The 23,069-nt window shown below is 40.7% G+C and carries 18 protein-coding genes; 12 read left to right on the top strand and 6 right to left on the bottom strand.

What is annotated here, in order from left to right:
• Positions 1-5: 5 nt before the first annotated feature.
• Positions 6-614 carry a 2'-5' RNA ligase family protein gene (locus BFP71_RS13825; RefSeq protein WP_069836044.1) on the bottom strand — a complete coding sequence of 203 codons (609 nt, stop codon included), beginning with the start codon at positions 612-614 and terminating at the stop codon, positions 6-8.
• A 152-nt stretch (positions 615-766) separates the two neighbouring features.
• Here BFP71_RS13825 and BFP71_RS13820 point away from each other — a divergent pair, with 152 nt between their 5' ends.
• The 3 genes from BFP71_RS13820 to BFP71_RS13810 are packed head-to-tail and all read left to right on the top strand — an operon-like array spanning position 767 to position 3,453.
• Positions 767-1,831 (top strand): agmatine deiminase family protein, encoded by a 1,065-nt coding sequence (locus BFP71_RS13820; protein WP_088125033.1) that lies wholly within the window; start codon positions 767-769, stop codon positions 1,829-1,831.
• A gap of 39 nt (positions 1,832-1,870) precedes the next feature.
• On the top strand, positions 1,871-2,476 hold the full coding sequence (locus tag BFP71_RS13815; RefSeq protein ID WP_069836043.1) for a YdeI/OmpD-associated family protein: 606 nt from the start codon (positions 1,871-1,873) through the stop codon (positions 2,474-2,476).
• The gene (locus BFP71_RS13810; protein ID WP_069836042.1) at positions 2,476-3,453 is read left to right on the top strand and encodes an NADPH:quinone oxidoreductase family protein; all 978 of its coding nucleotides are present in this window, start codon (positions 2,476-2,478) and stop codon (positions 3,451-3,453) included. The genes BFP71_RS13815 and BFP71_RS13810 overlap by 1 nt, the downstream gene beginning before the upstream one ends.
• Positions 3,454-3,466: 13 nt before the next feature.
• On the opposite strand, the gene BFP71_RS13805 is transcribed toward BFP71_RS13810, so the two are convergent.
• Positions 3,467-4,135: a YciI family protein gene (locus tag BFP71_RS13805; protein ID WP_069836041.1), complete on the bottom strand. Its 669-nt coding sequence runs from the start codon at positions 4,133-4,135 to the stop codon at positions 3,467-3,469.
• 179 nt (positions 4,136-4,314) lie between these two features.
• On the opposite strand from BFP71_RS13805, the gene BFP71_RS13800 reads away from it, so the two are divergent.
• The 3 genes from BFP71_RS13800 to BFP71_RS13790 are packed head-to-tail and all read left to right on the top strand — an operon-like array spanning position 4,315 to position 8,999.
• Positions 4,315-7,500 (top strand): WD40/YVTN/BNR-like repeat-containing protein, encoded by a 3,186-nt coding sequence (locus BFP71_RS13800; protein WP_069836040.1) that lies wholly within the window; start codon positions 4,315-4,317, stop codon positions 7,498-7,500.
• Positions 7,501-7,546: 46 nt separating this feature from the next.
• Positions 7,547-7,837 carry a hypothetical protein gene (locus tag BFP71_RS13795; protein WP_069836039.1) on the top strand — a complete coding sequence of 97 codons (291 nt, stop codon included), beginning with the start codon at positions 7,547-7,549 and terminating at the stop codon, positions 7,835-7,837.
• 58 nt (positions 7,838-7,895) lie between these two features.
• Complete coding sequence (locus BFP71_RS13790) at positions 7,896-8,999, top strand: MBL fold metallo-hydrolase (protein ID WP_069836038.1); 1,104 nt, start codon at positions 7,896-7,898, stop codon at positions 8,997-8,999.
• Between the two features lie 11 nt (positions 9,000-9,010).
• Here BFP71_RS13790 and BFP71_RS13785 read toward each other — a convergent pair whose 3' ends face one another.
• A complete protein-coding gene (locus tag BFP71_RS13785) occupies positions 9,011-10,342 on the bottom strand; it encodes a glycoside hydrolase family 2 TIM barrel-domain containing protein (protein ID WP_069836037.1) in 1,332 nt (443 codons plus the stop codon).
• Between the two features lie 215 nt (positions 10,343-10,557).
• Here BFP71_RS13785 and BFP71_RS13780 point away from each other — a divergent pair, with 215 nt between their 5' ends.
• A complete protein-coding gene (locus tag BFP71_RS13780) occupies positions 10,558-11,097 on the top strand; it encodes a hypothetical protein (protein ID WP_069836036.1) in 540 nt (179 codons plus the stop codon).
• A 3-nt stretch (positions 11,098-11,100) separates the two neighbouring features.
• Here BFP71_RS13780 and BFP71_RS13775 read toward each other — a convergent pair whose 3' ends face one another.
• Entirely contained in the window at positions 11,101-13,320 is a 2,220-nt protein-coding gene (locus tag BFP71_RS13775; RefSeq protein ID WP_069836035.1) for an alpha/beta hydrolase family protein, read from the bottom strand.
• A gap of 149 nt (positions 13,321-13,469) precedes the next feature.
• Here BFP71_RS13775 and BFP71_RS13770 point away from each other — a divergent pair, with 149 nt between their 5' ends.
• Positions 13,470-14,246, top strand: a complete 777-nt coding sequence (locus tag BFP71_RS13770; RefSeq protein WP_069836034.1) for a S1/P1 nuclease — start codon at positions 13,470-13,472, stop codon at positions 14,244-14,246.
• On the opposite strand, the gene BFP71_RS13765 is transcribed toward BFP71_RS13770, so the two are convergent.
• Complete coding sequence (locus BFP71_RS13765; protein ID WP_069836033.1) at positions 14,243-14,776, bottom strand: hypothetical protein; 534 nt, start codon at positions 14,774-14,776, stop codon at positions 14,243-14,245. The genes BFP71_RS13770 and BFP71_RS13765 overlap by 4 nt on opposite strands.
• 40 nt (positions 14,777-14,816) lie before the next feature.
• The gene (locus BFP71_RS13760; RefSeq protein ID WP_069836032.1) at positions 14,817-15,710 is read right to left on the bottom strand and encodes a sterol desaturase family protein; all 894 of its coding nucleotides are present in this window, start codon (positions 15,708-15,710) and stop codon (positions 14,817-14,819) included.
• Positions 15,711-15,820: 110 nt separating this feature from the next.
• Here BFP71_RS13760 and BFP71_RS13755 point away from each other — a divergent pair, with 110 nt between their 5' ends.
• The 4 genes from BFP71_RS13755 (at position 15,821) to BFP71_RS13740 (ending at position 22,978) form a co-directional block, all read left to right on the top strand.
• The gene (locus BFP71_RS13755; RefSeq protein WP_069837082.1) at positions 15,821-18,307 is read left to right on the top strand and encodes a zinc-dependent metalloprotease; all 2,487 of its coding nucleotides are present in this window, start codon (positions 15,821-15,823) and stop codon (positions 18,305-18,307) included.
• A gap of 248 nt (positions 18,308-18,555) precedes the next feature.
• Positions 18,556-20,247 carry an amidohydrolase family protein gene (locus BFP71_RS13750; RefSeq protein WP_176723369.1) on the top strand — a complete coding sequence of 564 codons (1,692 nt, stop codon included), beginning with the start codon at positions 18,556-18,558 and terminating at the stop codon, positions 20,245-20,247.
• A 20-nt stretch (positions 20,248-20,267) separates the two neighbouring features.
• Positions 20,268-21,635, top strand: coding sequence for an amidohydrolase (locus tag BFP71_RS13745; RefSeq protein ID WP_069836030.1), 1,368 nt, complete (start codon positions 20,268-20,270; stop codon positions 21,633-21,635).
• Positions 21,636-21,643: 8 nt separating this feature from the next.
• Positions 21,644-22,978: an amidohydrolase family protein gene (locus BFP71_RS13740; protein ID WP_069836029.1), complete on the top strand. Its 1,335-nt coding sequence runs from the start codon at positions 21,644-21,646 to the stop codon at positions 22,976-22,978.
• The last annotated feature ends 91 nt before the right edge of the window (positions 22,979-23,069 follow it).

Here is a 23,069-nt window from a genome sequence, read left to right as displayed (position 1 = left end):
AACATTTAAAGAAGCCCCAGCAACTCTCCTTCTGATTTTGCTAAGGGCAGTGTTGTTAAATTTTCCCAAGTTTTAAACGGTGCCTTTCTTTTTAGCACGTGTATTCTAGTAACTCTAAAACTATTAGTATAAGGTTCATGCTCGTAATCCCTCACTGCATCCATAAACTGCAATGCCGTAAAACCAGTGCCAATATTTAGTGTAGGTTCGAACTGCTTATTTAGAAATGACAGCGATACCAATTCCTGAAACAACCTGAATCTCAACAGGTGGTAAACATCTACAAGAGATTGCTTATTGAGCACCTCTAAAAAGATATGCCGATCAACTCCATAAAAACCGAAGCCATTTAAGAATATCTCAAAGCCTTTTATTTGATTTAGCACCTCTTGTGATGCTTTTAGCAGCCTCTTTTCTCTTTCTTCTGGCTGAAAAAAAGAGACCAATCGTATATGTGCACAAGAGTTCTGACCTGGATAAGCACCATACTTACTGAAGAAGTCTCGCTTAAAAGACTTTACCTCTTTACTTATCTCAGCATAGGGCAAAACGATAAATAAATATTCGCTCAGATCGCTTTGATTAAATAATGAATGCCCCTTTTCTAAAATCATATTGTAAATATACTAATTATTTTAGTTTTCAAATACTACACAAGTTAGTTTTTGCTATTTATTTTAGTATTCAAGTAAATGGACTAGAAAAAGGCTATTAGGTAGGGTAAATGAGATCGAGCAGTATCTAATGACAAACCAAAACATTAAACATGAAAAAAATGGTCGGTATACTAATGATCGTAGGACTCTTCACATGTGCTTGCGATAATGAAGAAACTCAAAACGAAAATGAAACAACAAACCCAACCAATACGATCAGTTCGGATAAGATGCTTTTAGTGCTCTCTGCTCCTAGTATCAACGATGCTTACTATAGTTCGGCTTTGAACCTCATTGTAGACTTTCAAGTGAACTATGCCAAATCGATAATGGGTAATGATAATGTGGTCATCATAGTTGATCGCCAAACACGTCACTTATATGAAAATAGGTTGCCAAGTGACATACTTATTACAGCCGAGGTTTATGACATCTGGATGAGAGATTTTAGCACGGTAAATCCACAATCTCCAGTACAGTTCACTTATTCTTGGGCTTCTATGACTAAGAGGGAAAGTGAAGAAGTACAGAACAGTTTTAATCAATTTGCTAATACAATTGGCATTGAAAGGTCCAAAACTAATTTGATTATTGATGGTGGAAATTTGGTCGACAATTATAATGGGCGTGTAATCACGACAACGCGTTTCCTTGATGACAATAATTTAACCTATGCCGAAGGTGTAGCGGCACTTAAGCAGCAGTTAGGTGCCGCGGAGGTAGCCATAATAGTACCTGATGAGGAAGTTTTGGCTCATTCGGATGGAATGGTGAGTTGGTTTGACGATAACACGCTTCTGATCAATGATTATACTACTGACACTAACCTAAGATCACAGGTATTGAATGAACTTAGCAGCGCTTTCCCAGGAGTAAATCTAGTGGAGATACCCGTAGAGTATGCATCGAATTCTCCTGGTCAATGGGACGGCTTTGAATCGGCATGTGGAATTAATTTGAATGCCACGACTACTTATAATAACATTTACGTCCCTGTATTTAATATGCCCCATGAAGAAGAGGCATTAAGATTAATGGAAGCCAATACGACAAAAAACATTATTCGTGTTAATGCCGAGGGTGTTTGTGCCATGGGCGGAAGCGTTAGGTGTCTCACTTGGCAATTAACTGGTGATAATGCCGAAAAATTAATTTTAGCGGCTCGAAATCAATAGTATTTGCATGAGTTGGTTGTTTTTTGGAACTTCCTACTCATGTTAAAATCTAAAAATGTAGAGGATTATTTTGCTCCAGATGCGCCACAGGTGGAGCAAATGACCTATTTAAGAGCAATTCTCAAGGCTTTCCCGTTTGAGGAAACCGTAAAATGGGCATTTCCGGTTTATACTATTTCTGGCAAGAACATTATCGGACTTGGTGGATTTAAGGCCTACGCAGGCATCTGGTTTTTTCAGGGATGCTTCCTCAGAGATGAAGCGAATCAATTAGTCAATGCGCAAGAGGGAAAAACTCATGCCATGCGGCAGTGGCGCTTTCAGTCGGTGCAAGAAATCAAAGAAAACGAAGATTTAATCAAAGCCTATATTGAAGAAGCTATTGAAAACCATCATGCAGGCAAAGAATACAAGCCCCCTAAAAAGAGTCCCAAGCCATTGATTATCCCAACTGAGCTTCAATCAGTATTGGATAATAATCTAGCGCTAAAAGAAAGCTTTCAAGCCCATTCGCTGACTAACCAAAGGGATTTTGCTGAATACATTGCCATGGCAAAAAGAGATAATACGAAGCAATCTAGGTTAGAGAAAATCATTCCTATGATTCAAAATGGTATAGGTTTAAAAGATAAGTATAAGAAGTAATGAAAGCGCTGCTCTGCGAAAATTTCGGTTTACCAGAAACACTGAATATGGCTGAGGTTGATAAGCCGTCTCCCAACGAAAATCAGATACTAATAAAGGTCAAAGCATGCGGCATCAACTTTCCCGACAGCCTTATCATCCAAGATAAATATCAATTTAAACCTCGCCTTCCTTTTGCGCCTGGTGGAGAAGTTTCTGGGGTTGTAGATGCCGTTGGGAAAAATGTAAGTCACGTAAAACCGGGTGACAAGGTATTTGCGCTTACAATTTGGGGCGGACTCGCTGAATATGCACTGGCAGACAGTCATAAATGCTTGTTAATGCCAGAAAACATGGACTTTATAACGGCCGCAACTACCATGTACACCTGTGGTACATCCTTGCATGCCCTCAAACAAAGAGCCCAAATAAAACCAGGAGAAACACTTTTGGTCTTAGGTGCTGCGGGTGGCGTAGGATTGGCCGCTGTTCAGATCGGGAAACTTATAGGAGCAAAAGTGATTGCCGCCGCATCAACGGATGAGAAATTAGAAGTTTGCCAAAAGCTCGGCGCAGATGATACTATTAACTACACCAAGTCAGATCTAAGAACGGCCATAAAAGAATTGACCAATGAAAAAGGTGTAGATGTCGTATATGATCCGATCGGTGACAAATATTCAGAGCCCGCTGTCCGATCATTGGCTTGGCAAGGTCGGTATCTCGTCGTAGGATTTGCTGCCGGAGTACCATCAGCCATCAAACTAAACCTTCCTCTTTTAAAAGGAGCATCAATTGTGGGCGTATTTTGGGGTGCTTTTGCCCAAAAACAGCCTAAAGAAAGCATGCAGAACTTTAAACAAATACTGGGTTGGATTGATGAAAAGAAACTCCAACAGAATATCCATCAAGTCTATTCGCTAAAAGACGGTGGCCAAGCGATTAGAGATTTAATGAATAGAAAGGTTATCGGAAAAAATGTGGTGAAGATTAATTAGCCTTATTGCGCAATTAATTTTCGCAAAAGACACCAACTGGAAAATATAGTGGTTTAACGTAAACATCCATCATACCCTTTTTTACCAATTTCTGCTTGGCAAAATACTCTTGATACGCATCACTTTCTGGTGCATTAAAGATGACAACTTGCCCCTGATTTGCCTCAAATTTCAAAATGCCAAGAACCTTTAGCTCTTTAAACATTCTTTCAGCATCGCGCATGTGCCGTACCGTATGACTACTTGTTTGAGTACCAAAACCTGTATTATTATTCGTGTACCTGGCCAAATAGTAGCTTGTCATCCCTATATCCGCTTCATCTTCATCCCATAAGGTGCAAATCTCCCCTTTGGCCATATCAAAGGCCATAACTTCCAAATTAAACCTTCCAGCAGCTATCGCAGGATCAGAATTCAAAACAGCCTTAGTCTCTTCTACATTTGTGTCGAACAGAAATATTCCACCGCCGCCATCGAAAGGACCTGCTGCAATCATTTTCCTTTCCTTCACCAACCGACCAATATTTGCCATATGCCCAGCCTGAAGACTATCCACCTCCTTTTTAGGGAGTTCAGGACGATCCTGATTAGTATTTAGGAAGACAAACGTGTAACGTGCCTGATCTTGAGCAAAGGCACTCACAGACATCAGTAATAGCGCGGTGATTATTAACTTTTTCATTAGAAGTATAGTCGAATCTGAATTTAACAAATCTTACCGATAGCCACTCATTTAGTCAAAAATGAAACGATAAAAATCTTTTAAAACGACCAATCACAAAAGTATTTGACTGCCTTTCAAATCATATTCCAACCAGTAGGTATTATTCCTTAAATTAAGGCTGAACTATTACTAACAACATGCTTCGAAATAGAACCACCCTCATCATTATCTTCCTGATATCCTCTTGTACATTATGGGCTCAGCAGAGTTTGAATGACAAAATGGGCAATCAACGATTTAGATTTATTGGCCCTGAAGGAAACCGAACAATCGCCATTATTGGCGAACCTGGTAATCCGATGGTCAATTATATAGGAGCCGCTTCAGGCGGTTTATGGAAAACCGAGGATGGCGGTATAAACTGGAGACCTATTTTCGACGGACAAGATATTTCATCCATTGGATCGATCGATTTGGCTAAAACTGATCCAAAGCAAGTTTGGGTTGGCACAGGAGAGACATTTGTTATTCGTCCAGCTCATGCCATGGGCAACGGCATTTACTTCTCTCCCGATGCTGGCAGAACTTGGCAACATAAAGGCCTTGAAAAAACAGGAAGAATTGGTAGAGTAATCGTTCACCCGACAAACCCAAAAGTAGTTTATGCCGCCGCGCTCGGTCATACTTATGGACCTCAGCAAGACCGAGGTATCTACAGAACAAAAGATGGTGGAGATACTTGGGAAAGAATTCTGTTTGTAGATGAAGGTACAGGTGCAGCTGACCTGGCGATTGATCCGAAAAACCCTAACATTCTTTATGCTGGTATGTGGTCTGTACATATCAATTCGTGGGGACTTAATAGTGGCGGCCCAGGCGGAGGTGTTTACAAATCTACCGATGGTGGTGATACTTGGGAGCATTTAACATCTAAAGGGTTGCCAGGCGGTACAGAAAGACCCGTTGGTAAAACTGCCGTTGCTGTATCTTACTCTAACCCAAACGTGGTTTATGCACTTTTTGAAATCAACAGCCCAGAGCTTTGGAGATCTGATGACAAAGGTGAAACCTGGACATTAATGAGTCAAGATCACACTTGGAATGAAAGAGCGCCCTATTATACCAGAATTGCAGTTGGTACCGACAATCCAGATGAGGTCTACTCGATGAGTGTTCGATTTGTACAATCATTAGACGGAGGAAAAACAAGAAGCCCACGGCCACCAAGAGGCGGCGGCGACAATCACGACATGTGGATTGACCCTACTAACCCAGACCGAATGATGGTAGCTCACGATGGTGGGGCCAGTATTAGTTTAAATCACGGTAGGTCATTTCAGCGTGTGGTCTTGCCGATCGCTCAAATGTACCACGTCTCGGTGGATGATCAGATTCCTTATAATGTTATCGGTAATAGACAAGACGGCTGGTCTTATATGGGGCCAAGCAACTCGCTTCAAGGCTACATTCCATTAGGCCTTTGGAAAGGGGTTGGCGGTTGTGAAAGTGGCTTTGCAAAAGCTGATCCGAATGACAACAATATCATTTGGTCAGGTTGTTATGATGGTGGTTTAGAAAGACATGATTTACGCACAGGCTACTCTCGCGAAGTTCGAGTTTGGCCTGAGGCCGGTTACGGATGGGCCCCTGCCGATATGAAATACCGTTGGCACTGGAATTTCCCACTTAGTTTCTCTACGCATACCAAGCATCGCGTTTATGTAGGAAGCCAGTTTGTGCATCAATCTGATGATGGAGGTCAAAGTTGGCAAATCATCAGCCCTGACCTAACCTTAAATGACAAAAGCCATCAACAAAGCTCTGGCGGTGTGGCTATAGACAACTTAATGACCTTTGACGGTTCTACCCTATTTGCGATCGAAGAATCACCACTCGAAGCAGGTCTAATTTGGGTAGGCACGAATGATGGTCAAGTGCAGTTGACGAAAAATGGTGGCCAAGAATGGGTCAATTTAACGGCCAACATACCCGACTTACCCTCTTGGGGAACAATTGCCAACATTCATCCTTCAAAGTACAACGCAGGCACAGCTTATATTTCTGTAGACCTACACCAGATGGGAGATTTCGATGCTTACATCTACAAAACCAACGATTACGGACAATCTTGGACAAAGATATCGAATGGAATACCTAAGTCAGAATCTAGTTTTGTTCATGTGATAAAAGAAGACCCTAAAAGAGAAGGACTTCTATACGCCGGTATCGATAAGGGAATTTATGTCAGCCACAATGATGGCGGGTCTTGGGAAAGACTAAGACTTAACCTTCCTCCTGCTCCTGTTTACTGGATGGAAGTTCAAGAGCGATTCGATGACCTAGTCGTCGGCACATATGGACGTGGTTACTACATCTTAGACGATTTAGGTGCAGTTCGGAATATGGATAATTTAACCAATAAGGTTGAACTAGTCGATATTCGTGATACCTACAGGTTCAACGCACGCGAAAGCATTAAAACAGATGGAGCGAGTAACAATTCAGGACAAAATCCTCCAAATGGCGCTATTCTGAACTATTATTTACCAGAGAAAGTCGATGGGGAAATCAGTATAGAAATTAAAGATAAGAACGGTGAGGTTATCCGTACACTTCGAGCTAGAAATAACAAAGGCGTAAACCGAGCTGTATGGAATCTGAGGTATGAATCTACGTTTCGACCAAAATTAAGAGTGCAGCCTCCTGGCCGTCCATGGGTTCAGTTAAATGGCGAAGGTTGGAGACCATTAGTCCAGTGGGACCTTGACCTTAATGCTGGTCAATTAGGCCCTAGAGTAGCTCCAGGGACTTATGAAGCGCACCTAATTGTTAAAAATAAGGCTGGTGAAGTAGTAGAAAGCATGAGCAAGCCGCTCAAAGTGTTGAAAGACCCGATGGCCGAAGGAAGCCAAGCTGATATTGAGGAACAAGTTGCCTTTGCACTAGAGTTAAGAAACGCCATGAATTTGGCAGTTGTAAATATAAATGCGGTGGAAGTACTCCGAAAAGAACTTGAAGATATTATCGCGGAAGTGGGTGATAGAAGAACACAGAAAGAAGCGGTTAGACTAAAAGCACTAGCCGAAGAGGTAGCAGGAAAGCTTTATGATATTCATTTAACTGGAGCAAGAGAGGATGCCTTTAGATCACCGATTAAGCTTTATGGACGTTTGAGTGCATTGGCCAGTGATATAAATGGAAGTGGAATAGATTTCAAACCGACCGATCAGCAAGGAGAAGTAAAAGAGGTTCTAAGCGATCGTTTAGAAAATGCTATCACACAGTTCGATAAATTGATCAATCAGGACATTAAGAAGTTCAACAAGGCTTTAGAGCGTAAAAACAGAACGATTGAAATTGAAAAGACTGGTGGCGAACGTTAATTAAAACAACCTAAGTTTTTAGTAAAAACGATTGAGATACTTTGGGATGAAAGACAAACTGGTTGCTTACCTACCAAGCATACTGTCCATATTTGTGGCCGGGCTTCTTACCGGTAACTTTATGTACAATACCGACAGGTCTGAATTAGCCGCGTTAGAAGGCCTGACCTTCGAGGAAAAGTATAATTATCTTATGGAAGGGCAAGTCAATAGCCTGAACTATGACATATTCATAGGGATAATTCTTATCGGACTAATTGTAGGTTTTCACAAGCTACTGAAGTGGGGTTTTACAGCGTTATTTAACGAATTATCGAAAATCAGACCTGCAGAATAGCTGACTATTTTATGATGACCCCAAAACAATAGCACCACTATCAGGTGTTCTTTAGACTATGCTCTTATACGTACTTTTAGCTGTATTATTCATCATTACTGCCATCATTATCTTTATCAATTTCCACCCACAATTTGGTGGAAAAATCAACAAAGAATTGGCCACCCATTATTCAAAATCCACACAATGGAAAGGCAAAACCTTTGAAAACCAATCGGAAACGGTCATGGATATTAATCTAAAGACGCTGCCAGGGCTTTTAAAACAACAGTTTACGGGTAGAAAGTTAAGAAGCCCTGAAAAACCTCTTCCTGTTCTTCCATTTGATCCAGATAACTGGAATAAAGACCTAAGCAAACCGAAATTTATTTGGTATGGTCACTCTGTTTTACTCTTGCAGCTAAACGGCAAGAATTTGCTCATCGATCCTATGTTTGGGCCAAATGCAGCACCAATTGCCCCTTTTGCGGTGAAACGCTTTAGCGACGATACGCTCAAACTTATCGACAGCTTACCTCCTATTGATATGGTCTTAATGACACACGACCATTACGATCATTTAGATTATGCTAGCATTAAAAAGCTTAAGTCTAAAGTCACCCAATGGTATGTTGCCCTCGGTGTTTCAAGACACCTAGAAGCTTGGGGAATTTCAAGTAATCAGATTACGGAATTTGATTGGTGGGACAACAAGGAGTTTGATGGAATTAAGATAACATGTACGCCAAGCAGACATTTTTCAGGCCGAGGACTCACCGATAGGGCAAAAAGCCTTTGGGGAGGTTGGGTTTTCACTACTCAAACGCATAACATCTATTGGAGCGGAGATAGCGGTTACGATGAACACTTCAAAGAAGTTGGTGAAAAGTTAGGGCCATTTGATTGGGGCTTTATGGAATGTGGCCAGTACAATAAGCTCTGGCACCCAATTCATATGTTCCCTGAAGAAACTGTAGAATCGGCTATTGACTCAGGAGTAAAAACGGCTATACCAGTTCATTGGGCGGGTTTCCCCTTAGCACTGCATACATGGAAAGACCCTATTGAACGCTTTGTTAACTCAGCAAACGAAAAAGGCACCCAAATAAGCACACCAAAGTTGGGTGAAGTAGTCACTTTTGGCCAAGAGCCTACCGAAGATTGGTGGACTGACCTAAAATAGTCTTGTTAAGGCTATTTATTGACGAAAAATGGAATGTTTGCATGTGCAGTATGCTCATTGTTATCATCCACATAGATAAATAACCTGTAAGCCCCTTCTTCCATTGGCGCAGAGAAAGTAACATCAGAACCAGGCTCACTTTTGATTAAGCCCTCAATAACTTCAGGAACTTCTTCCGCATCGCCACCAGTGGCATTTGTAGTACTTTCCTTCATGATTTCCCAGCGATAGGTCAATGGATCTCCATCAGGATCAACCACATCGACCATAGCTTGATACGATTTGCCTGATTTTAACTTAATATTGTTTTCGGCTACTTGCGATTCCAATTTGAAATCATTGATTCGAGGTGTACGATTGTCTGGCCATTCTCCATTCCAAATATAGTGCATGGCATCGATTGACTCTGTTTCCCGACCATCAGGCATAAACATTCCAAACCACGTTGGCGTTCTCTCCTGTTTTTGCCCCCATAGGAATACATATGACCCAATTACTTGTTTCTTTTGCGACTCAATAGCTTTTCTAAAACGACTGCGGTAAAAATCGGCTTTCACCGAGCTATTATTCTCTAGTGGTGCACCCCACTCAGTATTACCAACTTCCCAATAACCAGTGGCACCCCATTCCGTAACCATCATTGGCCCTTCCCATCCTGATTTCTTTATTTGCTCAGGTAAAATCTCCACCTCGGCGTACATCTGAACGCTCAAAACATCTAAGTCTGGAGCCCTTTCCTTAATCAAGTCGACATATTCTTTATTCATACCAGCTAGTGAAGTAGTGGTCAAATGATTAGGGTCAACCTCATGAATCATTTTCGAAATCTCGTTCACAGCATCCCATACCTTAGGGTTTTCGGAGTGATGATTTAATTCATTTCCAATGCCCCAAATAATTAGGGCAGGATGATCTTTTAGTTCCATTACTTCACCTCGAATTCGTTCGAGCTGTGCTTTCACTGCAGCCTCATCATCATAATCAAAGCCCAATCGTTCTCGCCCTACATCAATACCCATGGTCACTTTTAGGCCGTATTTCAACGCATCATCCAATACCTCTTTGCCAGATCGCTGACCATTGTCGGTTCTCCAAGTCCTAAATGAATTGGCACCATGTGCAGCAAGCTTTGGGATGCTTCCAAACTCTAGTCCTGCTCCTTGAATGTAAAACGGCTCATCGTTTACGAAAAGCTGGTAGCCCTCAGCGGTTTGACGAATTTCTGATTTAGAAATATCAACGGTATCATCCTCCTGGTCCTTGGTGGCTTGGCACCCAAGAAAAATGATAGCAGTGAAAAGGATTAATAGTGATTTGAATGAAGGCTTAGATTTGAAAATCATGGGTTGGATTGAAGGTTCAAGTCCTTAATATCTCAAATTTTTAATAACTCCAGCCATCCAACCCTTTGAAAACGTTTGTTATCAAAGGGTTGACGTGTTATTGATGTATTCTTAATCAAATATTTGGCTCAATCGCTTTCCGATAGTATTTGTTAAGACAAACCGATAGACTTAATTTAATGAACTGAAATTCGAAAGCACTTATGTTTTGATTTATGAACGAATTCTTAATAAAGCTTAAACTAGCGCAGAATTTTAGAACCGAATTAAAAGTTAGTAAGAGTGAATTTCTAAAGGCTTTCAAAGCTTCAGTAGACCCTGGTAGTACTAGCTTAAACGCAGGTCCTTTTGACATTTTCAAGGCAAGTAAAAATGATTATGTGGGGCGCATTAATGACAATAATTTTAAAATAAAGAAACGAAGGAGATTCTTTGACGGCAACTTAGATCTAGCCGTTGCGACGGGTAAATTCTTTGAAAAAAACGATCATTTAGTCATAGAAGCAGAAATAAGCTCCTTTAGGAGTATGTTTATCGGTTATGGTATTTTGATAATTCTATTTTACCTAGTCTTGCTCGTTAGCTTTCCATTTAGCGGTGATGATTCAAATGAAAATAGATTTATGTTCCCCTTTCTCATTCTACATGGTCTATTCATGTTAGGTGTACCCTATATCTTGATGCGAAATAGTACCAAACGAATGATCCGAGACTTAGAAAAAGACTTTTACTACATGACGAAAGACTTAAATTAATATCTACTTCTTTTCTTCTTTAGGGAAGAAGTACTTGTCGTAGTAATTAAAAATTCTCTCCCACTGATCGTAATAGTCACTTTCTGTACTTGCCCAGCCCGCACCATGACCACCTTTCATGTAGTTGACCCAAGTAACGTCTTTTCCTAGCCTTCTAAGTGCATAGTACATTTCTCTTGAATTAGTGCCAGGCACATTCCAATCGCCTTCTCCTGATATTAAGAGGTGTGGTGTTTTCACACGATCGGCAAAAAAGACTGCTGATGTCTGGAAGTACTTCAATGGTTCGTCCCAAAATGAGCCTCCTATCCTATCCTGACCAACTTCTGCAGCCGCATAATTTCGTGTACCAATCTTTGGGCTATCGCCTAAAAAGCTAATGATATTCACCTTGCCTGAAATATTAATGGCCGCCGCAAAACGATCGGTTTGTGTAATGATTAAAGAGGAGGCATAACCTCCATAACTCGTACCTTGTATACCCACTTTATCATTGTCTACTTGACCATTTTCTACCAGTAAGTTGATCGCTGAGGTAGCACCTTTTAACCATGCTTCTCCTGGATAACCTTGTTCCAAATCAACGGACGGTCTTAAGCCAAAATAGCCTTGATTGGCCAAAAGATTCATGGAGGAACGATAGCCGTTATTAAAGAACGTTTCGTAAACTTCAAGTACTAAGGGGTACTTTTTATTTGGGTCATAATCCACTGGATAATAGAGTATTCCCTTCAACTCCTCCCCATCGGCGTCTCTGTAGGAAATAAGCTCAGAGTATGTCCATTTCTTATCGGCAACCCAAGGATTTAGGTCCGTTAACTGCGTCTCCGATTTAAAATCAAGCGTATTTGTAAATACATTATTCGGTCTGTCACCGTCTGATTTACTGTACACCACTTTATCGGAATCTCTGGCAAACCTCCAACTACTATAAAGGTTCTCATTGACGACTAAACTTTCAAACTTACCACTATCAATGTTGAAACGTTGGATTCCCCTCTGCCACCTGTCTTTTTCAGAATATGATACATATAGATACTTTCCATTATTCGACCACTTCACAACATTTCGGTTGGGGGCTACCTTTTTCTCCTCGTCAGTTTGTGGAAGTTCATATATCATCTTCAGGTTTTTTCCGTTCGAATTAATCGTCCACCACCCTTTCTTTGAACTGAGCAGAAGTTTATTGCCGCTTGGATTCCACCGAACCACCGAGAATTTCACAGGTTTTTCCTTTTTCTCATCTTCAAATGCCTTTCCTTTAGTAATATTTAGCGGTTCAATAGTACCAAAGGTGCTCAGTTTATCGACATAAACATTTCCAGAATCTACCCAAGCGAAGTTTCTTTCGTCTTCGTCCCACCAAAAACGTCGCCTTTTATCGCTTTTTCCATAAATGACTTCAGGCGCTGCATCCTTTTCAGTTAGCTTTAGAAAACTCAATTTGTACTCGGTGCCATCGTTTCTTTTATAACTAGTCTTAGTTCTGAAGTTTTCAGGATAAGACAGAAACTTACCTTCTCTGCTAATGCTTATTCCGCCATAGCTAGACTCAGGCAATAGATCCTCAACATTTCCAGATTTGACATTAATCTTTACGATTTCAGTCAGGCTTCCTGTAAGTCCAATTCGATCCCATTTCAAAAAATCATCGTTGCCATCATACACTACAATTGGTCCCTCAGTAGCCTCTTTATATTCAGCCATCGCTTTTTCAAACCAACCGACCTTTCTTACAGCGAGCACTATATCTGAACCATTTGGCATAACGTTAATACCAGAATTTGACGTAAGTATTCTAGAATCTTTAACTTTTACGTATTTGGTTCTCTTACTTTTAACTTCATAATAAGCTAAGACCAATTTGTCCTCTTGCTGTTGAAGAAAAAATAGGTTTTTTCCATCTTCATCCCAAGTCAAACTAGTTACTCGAACATCTTCTTTGAATACCTCGTTTTTTGCTCCCGAGTTTGTGTTTATAATCACTAATCTCCCCGCCCGCAAGTTGAGATAACTCGGATCTCTAAACCTAAAATGATCCGTACCGAAACGTGCTTTACCATCGGAAATAATTCCTGCTAGCAAGGTACCATCGTTACTGAGCGTTTGGCTTCCTAAAGACTTGACTCTAATGGCATCTTCTACTGTAAACGCTGTTTTCTGAGCGAATGACAGATTTATAAGAAGAAATAAAACAATGGTTGTTAAGACTAACTTTTTCATGATTGAAGATTTGAGGGCAAAATAAACAATCGATTCAAGATTTTACCATCTGATTTTACCACTGGCGAAAGTGATCACAGATATTTAAACAAAAGGTAATCAGAAACTAATCTCTTTTTAGTAAGCTTGCAGGAAGAAAATCAAGCAATATGAAATACCTAAGTCTATTCATCGCATTGTTCTTCCTTGGTAATAATGTAGCTCCGAAGGAAGCTTATTGGGGACAAATTGGACATAGAACTGTAGGCCATATTGCTGATGGTATGCTTTCAAAAAGGGCATCCAAAAATGTAAGAAGAGTGCTGGGAAATGAAACTTTAGCCGAAGTAAGCACATGGATGGACGAGATAAGATCCGACAATGCATATCGGTATGCCAACACATGGCATTATTGCACCATTCCTGACGGTATGACTTACGAAACTGCTCCAAAACAAAAAGGTGGTGATGTAATTTGGGCGATCGAGAAAATCATTGCTGAACTGAAGTCTGATACACTATCTCTGGCTGCTGAAGCTCAAAACCTTAAGTATTTAGTGCATTTAGTCGGTGATATTCATCAACCACTTCATGTTGGAAACGGTGAAGATCGTGGAGGCAATGACGTGAAAGTACAATGGTTTGGTAATGATACTAATCTTCATAGCGTGTGGGATACCCGCATGATTGATAGCAAGCAGTTCAGTTATACGGAATTGGCCGACTGGGTAAACCACCCGACTAAGGACGAGGTAACAACATGGCAAAGTGCCTCGGTACGGGATTGGGCCATGGAGTCGATGTCCTATCGAGATCAGGTATATACCATTCCGGAAAACGGTAGGTTGAGCTACCGTTACTCTTATGATAACTTCGATTTAGTTAAACAAAGAATTCTTCAAGCTGGCGTTCGCCTAGCAGGCGTGATTAATGAGGTTTACGACTAAGCTCCTCTTTTCTTCTTTACCTTTTTGAGGTACTTCTTGGGCAATTGAAATTCTGGTGTCTCTCCCATCCAGAAAACGCTAACGATCCACCAGCGATCACCGTCATTCAAAAGCTGTATACTATTGATCCCTCGCGCAAAAGGTTCTTTATCTTCTAGCGTTCTTCTAGACTCATAAGTACTGAAAACATGAGAAATCGTACCATATGACTCGATTTTTCGACTCACTTCAACTTCAAAAAAACCATTCTTTTCAAGACTCGCCCCTGCTTGATCGATATATTCTTGAACTGTCCAGACTCTGTAACTGACACCATTTTGTCCTTTCCCTGTTGGCATCAATCTACCTTCAGGAATAAACAGGCTTTTCATTCTATCCCAATCACGTTTTTCGCCTGCGGGACCAGATATTACGTCGTACAAAGCGGTTAAAATAGCGTCGGCAGATTTGACATCTTCAGGTTTTGCCTCTTGAGCAAAAAGTGATGTTGAAATTGTGAGACGAAGCGCTAATGCAAAAAAATTTCTCATGATTCTGAATTAAGTATTTCTAAAGATAGCCAGAAATCTATCATTGGCCTTTTTTGCCAAACCCATGAGAAATCTGTCCCCAGAAGTTCTTCGGAAACTTAGTTACTCCGGGAAACCCTAGCTTAATGGATTTACCACTAGACGGAATGTAAGCTGTCCCAAACAGATAGTCCCATACACTCAAGGTTAGCCCAAAATTCACACCTGTTCGGCGTTCTTTTGGTAAGTCATGTGCATGGTGCCACATATGCATATTGGGGTTATTAAAAATGTATTTCAAAGGCCCCAAATTCACTTTAATATTCGCGTGGTTCCAGTGACCAACAGCCAATGTAAACATATGCACGAAAAAGAAGTCGTCTATCCCAAAACCGATCATAGCTAGTGGTATATATTCGATTGTTCGATAAACGATAGTTTCCATCCAATGATACCTCAAATGTGCTGCAAAACCCATTTGTTCTACAGAGTGATGCACTTTGTGAAACCGCCAAAGAAACGGTACGGCATGTAGTAACCTATGGGTCCACCACTGAATAAAATCTCTAATTATAAACAGGGTAAACAGTTGGGCAAAAATAGTCCATGATCCAATTTCTATGGCCACTAGATTCGTCAAGCCAAATTGTCCTAGAAGGTTTGAAAAAGCATCAACTACAACCTCCGAAAGTGCATTAAAGATGATCAGGGAGAAAAGGAAAAAATTAAAGAACATATAGAAGGCATCCAGCCAAAAGTCCTTTCTAAACCGAGGTTGATCTTTACGCCAAGGCCTCAACCATTCCCAAGCCAAAAAGATCAACGAAACCGTGATTAATGCCCAGAAATAATTTTGCCACCATGGCTTATAGTCATACTGAAAAGTGATCTCTTGCCAAAGGTAGTTGGCATATCCCTGATAGGCACTTTCTATAATCTCCAAGTATCTATTCACAACCTTTTCCTTGATTTTCGACCACTAACATAATCAATTACCCACTTTGGGAATAGTCTTTTCTGATTTCAAGTGAATGTGTTTCCTTAAAACAAATGAAATATAGTCTAATGATAAAAAAACATAACCTGAAGAGAACCGCTAGCCTTTTCTTAGCGAGTGCCTTTCTGTTAACGCTCGGCCATGATGGTTTAGCGCAACGAAAGAAACGAAATCAAAAGGCTGATGCAGCTCCGGCGACCGAAAAGCCAGCTCCTCCGAAAAAGAAAGAAAAAACATACGCCTCACTGGTAAAAGGTATGAAAGCCGATGAAGGCCTTTTTACGGCCTATACTAAGGATGGCAAAATCATGTACGAAATTCCAAAGAGCGAACTTGGAAAAGATATGCTCTGGGTGACCAGACTGGTTTCAGCCCCTGAGAATTTCGGAGGTGGATTTGTTGCTTCAGGTTCTAAAATGATAGAGCAAGTAGTACGTTGGGAAGAAAGAGATGGCACGGTTTACCTCAAAAAAATGTCATTCAACAATGTTGCTGACAGTACCGATGCAATCTATAAATCTGTGGTAAATAACAACTTCGCCCCTATTATTGGATCATTCAAGGTGATGGGCCAACCAGAAGATTCTGCGGCCTATTTAGTGGATGTTACGAGATTCTTTACGGCAGACACAAGATCAATCAGCGCCATGTCTGGTCGTTTTAGAACCCAGTTTCAAGTACGTAGACTTGATGCTGAAAAAAGCTATACTGAATCTGTAAAATCATTTCCAGAGAATGTCGAAGTAAGACAAGTCATGACTTATGATGCTGGCAGACCACCTTCAAATGCCAGTGCAGGTTTGATCTCTATGCAAGTAGCGCAGTCTATGATCAAATTACCCGAAGTCCCAATGATGCCTCGCCTAGCCGATCAGCGTGTGGGTTGGTTTACTTTGGGTAATGTGAACTATAGTTCAGAAAAGCTAAAAGGTGACCAAGTTAGATTCCTTAAAAGATGGAGATTGGAACCGAAAGACCCTGCTGCCTATGCTAGAGGAGAATTAGTAGAGCCAGTTAAGCCGATCGTTTACTATTTAGACCCTGGAACACCAGAAAGATTTAAAAAGTGGTTCAAACTAGGTATAGAAGATTGGCAAGTGGCCTTTGAAGCTGCTGGATTCAAAAATGCAATTATTGCAAAAGACCCACCGACTAAAGAAGAAGACCCAGATTGGAGTCCAGAAGATACAAGATACTCTACTGTGAGATACATCGCGAATATGACGCGAAATGCTACAGGCCCTAGTACAGCGGATCCAAGAAGTGGTGAAATCATTGAAAGTGACATTATCTGGTATCATAATCACTTAAGATCTTATAGAAACTGGTATTTGATTCAAACAGGTGGCGCAAACCCGAAAGCTAGGACCCTTGATACACCAGAAGAGGATATCGGGGAAATGATGCGTGCCGTAATTGCACACGAAATTGGACATGCTTTAGGACTTCCTCATAACATGAAAGCAAGTTCTGCTTACCCAGTTGAATCACTGAGAGACCCTGATTTCACTCAAGAGTACGGTGTAGCCCCTACTATTATGGATTATGCTCGTGTGAATTACATTGCCCAGCCCGGTGACGGTGTAGAGCGATTTATTAGAAAAATAGGTCCTTACGATAAGTATGTAATCAATTGGGGATATCGTGTAATCCCTGGCGCTGACAGCCCAGAAGAAGAATCAAGCACGCTAGATCAATGGATTTTAGATAAAGCTGATGACCGAATGTATAGGTTTGGAAGCAGCAATGGATACAACCCAGAGTCGCAAACAGAAGATTTAGGAGATAATAGTGTATTGGCTAGTACTTATGGTATGATGAATCTAATGCGCGTTATTCCAAACCTATTGGATTGGACAACTACCGACGGGGAAGATTATACTGAAACGCGAGAGATTTATAACGAATCGATCGGCCAATGGAGAAGGTTTGTTGGGCATGTGGTCACGACTATCGGCGGCGTAACGGAAGATTTTAAGTCGTCAGATCAAGAAGGAGTTATCTATAACGTTGTACCAGAAAAACGACAAGTTGAAGCCATGGAGTGGATGCATAAGCACGCTTTTGCTACTCCGAAATGGTTGTTAGATGAAGACCTATTAAGAAAACTTGAAGGGTATGGAGCGGTAAATCGAATCAGAACTACTCAAGTATCTTACTTAAACCGTCTTTTAGATGCTACAAGAGCGCAAAGACTAATTGAAGCGGAAGCGTTCAAAGGAAGAAACACTTATACCATCTATCAACTCTTTGGAGATACGCGTAAAGGTTTGTTTAGCGAACTATCAAGTGGGGCTGTGATCGATACCTACAGAAGAAACCTTCAAAGAGCTTTTGTAGCAAGATTAGAGTTTATGATGAACAACGATTCTAATCAGTTCCAAGCCAGACAGGTAAGCATAGCTCAGTCTGATATACGTCCGGTAGTTAAAGCTGAATTAAAAACATTGCTCAGAGATGTGAATGGAGCTATGTCCAAATATTCAGATCGTGCAAGCCGATTACACTTAGAAGATTTGAAAGATCGAATTAACAACATTCTGGATCCAAAGTAATCCAATATAAACCATTTGTAAAAAGGCTCTTCGGAGCCTTTTTTTATGCCTTAAATCAGCGATTTTAAACAATCCGAAGATAAAATACGCCACAATCATGATCAGTTTGAGAATGTTAAACGGAAAGGAACGTACCCCCAAAATCAATATGGAACCACTCTCATATTTGGCTTTGAATTCAAGCTGCCTTTGAAGTATATTATGCACCAACTAATCTTAACTAAATAATAAATATGAAATCCTTTCGAATGTTACGTCTACACTTAGTGTTGCTACTATCATTCACAGTGTTGCATACATCTCTTGCGCAGAGCGATCCTTCAGGAAAATCTGCGGTTACTAGAACCTATGCAATTACGAATGCCACGGTGATCACAAAACCGGGTAGTGAATTGAAAGACGCTACTGTAGTAATTAGGGATGGTTTGATTGTCGGTGTTGGCCAAAACCAAACTATACCTTCAGATGCTGAAGTAATTGATGCAGCTGGACTTTTCGTTTATCCAGCCTTCATTGATGGATTGGCGAATACAGGTGCTAAACGACCTGAGAACTTACCACGTCCTCAAAACCTTTTCACACCAGACCCACCTAATGATTATGCTGGAATTACGCCTGAGAACAGTGTTCTTTCTCAACTAGACGTGACTAGCAATACGATTGGAAACATTCGAAAAATAGGATTCGCGATATCTCATACCGCGCCGTATGGAAGAATGCTACCAGGATCTGGTTCACTCATTTTATTGAAAGATGCCGAGCATATGGATGAGTTGGTGCTTGCAAAAGATGTTGCACTCTATGCACAGTTTGTCGGAGCTCCTGGTGCTTATCCTGGCAACATACTAGGTATCATGGCAAAATGGAGAAACTTATACAGAAACGCTGTTCAGCATAAAGACCACGTAGCTTTATATGCTGAAAACCCTTCTGGCCTCCCGCGCCCAGTAAATGACAGAGTAAGTTTAGCTTTCCACCCTGTCATAGATCAAAGCAAAGCAGTGATGTTCGATGTGAGCAGCATGCTTGATGTACGCAGAGCCATGAGGCTACAAAACGACCTAGGTTTCAAACTTATGGTGGCTGGAGTAGAGCAAGCTTGGGACATTATGGATGAATTAAAGGAAACTGGAACTCCTATTTTCCTTTCAATGGATTTACCTGATGCGCCAAAAGAAAACAAAGATGATGATAAGACTGATGAGGTAAAGGCACTAGAAGCGAAAAGAGCAGAGGCATATAAAACGTATGTTTCTCAGGCTGGTATGCTTCAGGAAGCTGGAATCAAGTTTGGATTTTCTACAAAAGGAACATCTAACAGCAAAATCAAGAAAAACCTAATGACAATGATTGAAAACGGGCTTAGCGAAGATGCTGCACTTGCGGCATTAACTACTAACCCTGCTTCAATGCTCGGCATAGATAACGTTACAGGAACAGTCGAGGCTGGTAAAATGGCCAATGTATTGGTTACAACAGCACCTTACTTCTCAAAAAATTCAGAGGTGAAAATGATGTTTGTTGATGGCGACAGACATGATTATGTAGTCAAAGAAAAGAAAAGTAAAGACGCCTCTGAAAAAGATGCAAAACCTTCACAAGCCACTGTAGACAACAGCGACCCTATTGCTGGAGAATGGTCATACGCATTGATAACTCCAGGTGGTGAGCAAAACGGTAAGCTTAAATTCACTAAACAAGGTGAAAAATATGAGGGAGTGATGACTTTTGAAGATGGAACTCCAGACACAGATTTGAACAATATCAACTTTAGAGAAGGCGTCTTGACATTTGATGTTGAACTCGATGCTGGTGGACAGGCTATTCAGTTAGTAGTTGAAGGGAAAGTTGAAGAGAAATCCATGGAAGGCAAGGCAAGCGCATCTTTCGCAGGTCAGAGCTTTCAGCTTGACATAAATGCTAATAAAGACGGCAAGTAATAAAGCTAAAGACAAGAATCATGAAAATTAAAAATATATTAACCATCGTCTTCGCACTGTTTAGCACAGTTGTTTTGGCCCAAGTGCCAAAAGGAGATTTATTGATTAAAGGAGGTACAGTTCTTACTGTTACCAATGGTGCGTTAGAAAATACTGACGTTCTCGTTCGAAATGGTAAGATTTCGAAAATAGGCAAAGGACTTCGTGCTCCTAGAGGAGTTGAGACGGTAGATGCCACTGGCAAATTTGTAATGCCGGGTATTATCGATGCGCATTCACATATTGCTGGTAGCGCCATTAACGAAGGTACGAGCCAGGTGACTTCTGAAGTAAGCATGGAGGATGTAGTCAACCCACTTGATGTATCTATTTATAGAGCACTTGCAGGTGGTGTAACTAGTATTCACTTGATGCACGGATCTGCCAATGTTATCGGTGGACAAAATGAGACGTTAAAACTTCGGTATGGTTTTACTAATCCAGATGACCTAAGATTTGAAGGAGCTCCTAGAACAATCAAATTTGCTTTAGGGGAAAACCCAACTCGTGGTGGTCGTGCTAGAGGTATTCAACCTCAAAGTCGAATGGGAGTTGAAAACATGTTGAGGAATTCATTTACACAAGCCGTTGAATACAAGAAGAAATGGGACGCTTATAAAGCCAACAAATCGGCTCGAAAAGTAGCGCCTGAGTATGACCTTAGACTACAAACTCTTGTTGACATTATGAACGGCGATGTCTTAGTGCATTGTCACTCTTATAGAGCAGATGAAATTTACATGCTTTTGAAAGTGTTTAGTGATTTCAATATCCCTAAGCTTACTTTTCAGCATGCCAACGAAGCCTATAAAGTAGCACCTGAATTAGCAGCATTTGGAGCCAATGCTTCAGTTTTTGCTGATTGGTGGGCTTATAAGTTAGAAGTGTACTACTCTACTGCCTATAACGCAGCCATTCTACATAATGCTGGTGTTAATACTTCAATCAACTCTGATTCAGGAGAATTGATCAGACACTTGTTTCACGAAGCTGCTAAAACGCAGAAATATGGTGATTTAACTGATGATCAAGCACTTGCAATGATCACTTTAAATCCTGCCAAACAATTAGGCATTGATGATAGAGTTGGATCTATTGAAGTTGGTAAAGATGCTGACATCGCTATTTTCGATAGTCACCCACTATCTGTCTATGCTGTTCCATTAATGACATTTGTAGATGGTGTAAAATATTTCGACAAGTCTGAAGATAGAAAAGACGTAAGATTATATATAAATCCAGAAGCAGCTATTGAAGACGTTATGATTTATGATCGACATGAAGATCACAGATGTCTTGAAGATGCTTTTTTGCTGACAATGGAAGATTTATTCTCCAATAAAAAATAAAGTAGGACATGAAAAATTTAAGAATATTATTCGCAGCACTCTTTATGTTGACTTTCGTTCCTCTTTTGTCTTTAGCACAGGAGGATGATCAGGTCTTAAGAGCGCGCAATGGCAAGTTTGCCCTAACCAATGCTAAAATCTTTACCGTAACTAATGGTATTATTGAAAATGGCACCATAGTTATTAATGGAGGCGTAATTGAAGCCGTTGGTGCTAATGTTACTATTCCAGATGATGCCGAAGTAATCGATTGTAAGGGAAGAGAAATTTACCCAGGAATGATCGATGGCGGAACGACTTTAGGTTTATCCGAAATCGGGAGCATTGCAGAGGCTAACGACACGCGAGAATTTGGTGCATTAACTCCACAAATGGAGGCACTTACAGCTGTAAATCCCAACTCTGTCGCAATTCCAGTGACCAGAGTTAGCGGTGTTACAACTGTTTGGACTATGCCAAGAGGTGGTGCTTTAGCTGGTACGGCTGCTGCTATCAACCTATTTGGTTATACACCTGACCAAATGTATGCTGGTGCAAAAGGAATTGTAATGAATTTTCCTTCAACTGGCAGAGGTCGTAGGTTTAGAAGACTTTCTGAAGCTGAAATTAAAAAGCGTCAAGAAAGAGCGCTAAAGCAAATAAACGAAGCTTGGGACAAAGCAGAACTTTATGCGAAAATTGAAAACTCGGATGAAGTTAGGTCATACCCAGAAATTGAGGCCTTAGTACCAGTAGTTAAAGGCGAAATGATGCTTTTTATTGAGGTGAATGCTGCTAAAGATATCCTTGCTACTATTGATTGGGTAAAAGAGCGCGGTTACAAAAAAGTAATCCTGACCGGTGTATCTGAGGGCTGGAGAGTTGCAGACAAAATTGCGGAATCAGGTTTATCCGTTATCACTGGACCAGTTCAAGCAATTCCTACACGTCAATCAGACGCATATGATGCTGCTTATGCAAATCCTGGCATCATGTCTAAAGCAGGTGTTAAAGTTGCTCTAAGAACGATGGAAGCTGAAAATGTGAGAAACCTACCATATCATGCGGGTTTTGCTGCTGCTTATGGTATGGGCCGTGAAGAGGCACTTAAAGCGATAACCATTAATGCAGCTGAAATCCTTGGTATTGGAGATCAAGTAGGCTCGATCGAAGTGGGCAAAAAAGCTAATATTTTTGTAGCAACTGGTGATCCATTTGAAACAGCTACTAAAATCACTGAACTATTTATAGATGGTTATAAAGTTCCGATGACTTCTCGTCAAATCAGACTTTACGATGAATTCTTGAATAGAACACCAGGTGTTGATAAGTCCAAAAAGGCCATCGACATCAAGAAGAAATAAAGCTTCTTCAACCTCAACCTAAGAAAAGGCGATTCGATTTGGATCGCCTTTTTATTTTTAGCCTGATCGATATCGCTTAAACTTTGTGATT

The organism is Roseivirga misakiensis (assembly GCF_001747105.1).
Taxonomy (GTDB): Bacteria; Bacteroidota; Bacteroidia; order Cytophagales; family Cyclobacteriaceae; genus Roseivirga; species Roseivirga misakiensis.
This window is presented reverse-complemented; position numbering and strand designations above follow the sequence as displayed.

Coding starts and splice junctions, on each gene's coding strand:
- BFP71_RS13765 (WP_069836033.1), bottom strand. CDS start 14,776: ATGAGAAATTTTTTTGCATTAGCGCTTCGTCTCACAATTTCAACATCA.
- BFP71_RS13815 (WP_069836043.1), top strand. CDS start 1,871: ATGTTAAAATCTAAAAATGTAGAGGATTATTTTGCTCCAGATGCGCCA.
- BFP71_RS13825 (WP_069836044.1), bottom strand. CDS start 614: ATGATTTTAGAAAAGGGGCATTCATTATTTAATCAAAGCGATCTGAGC.
- BFP71_RS13740 (WP_069836029.1), top strand. CDS start 21,644: ATGAAAAATTTAAGAATATTATTCGCAGCACTCTTTATGTTGACTTTC.
- BFP71_RS13750 (WP_176723369.1), top strand. CDS start 18,556: ATGTTACGTCTACACTTAGTGTTGCTACTATCATTCACAGTGTTGCAT.
- BFP71_RS13780 (WP_069836036.1), top strand. CDS start 10,558: ATGAACGAATTCTTAATAAAGCTTAAACTAGCGCAGAATTTTAGAACC.
- BFP71_RS13810 (WP_069836042.1), top strand. CDS start 2,476: ATGAAAGCGCTGCTCTGCGAAAATTTCGGTTTACCAGAAACACTGAAT.
- BFP71_RS13800 (WP_069836040.1), top strand. CDS start 4,315: ATGCTTCGAAATAGAACCACCCTCATCATTATCTTCCTGATATCCTCT.
- BFP71_RS13795 (WP_069836039.1), top strand. CDS start 7,547: ATGAAAGACAAACTGGTTGCTTACCTACCAAGCATACTGTCCATATTT.
- BFP71_RS13775 (WP_069836035.1), bottom strand. CDS start 13,320: ATGAAAAAGTTAGTCTTAACAACCATTGTTTTATTTCTTCTTATAAAT.
- BFP71_RS13770 (WP_069836034.1), top strand. CDS start 13,470: ATGAAATACCTAAGTCTATTCATCGCATTGTTCTTCCTTGGTAATAAT.
- BFP71_RS13805 (WP_069836041.1), bottom strand. CDS start 4,135: ATGAAAAAGTTAATAATCACCGCGCTATTACTGATGTCTGTGAGTGCC.
- BFP71_RS13820 (WP_088125033.1), top strand. CDS start 767: ATGAAAAAAATGGTCGGTATACTAATGATCGTAGGACTCTTCACATGT.
- BFP71_RS13745 (WP_069836030.1), top strand. CDS start 20,268: ATGAAAATTAAAAATATATTAACCATCGTCTTCGCACTGTTTAGCACA.
- BFP71_RS13755 (WP_069837082.1), top strand. CDS start 15,821: ATGATAAAAAAACATAACCTGAAGAGAACCGCTAGCCTTTTCTTAGCG.
- BFP71_RS13785 (WP_069836037.1), bottom strand. CDS start 10,342: ATGATTTTCAAATCTAAGCCTTCATTCAAATCACTATTAATCCTTTTC.
- BFP71_RS13790 (WP_069836038.1), top strand. CDS start 7,896: ATGCTCTTATACGTACTTTTAGCTGTATTATTCATCATTACTGCCATC.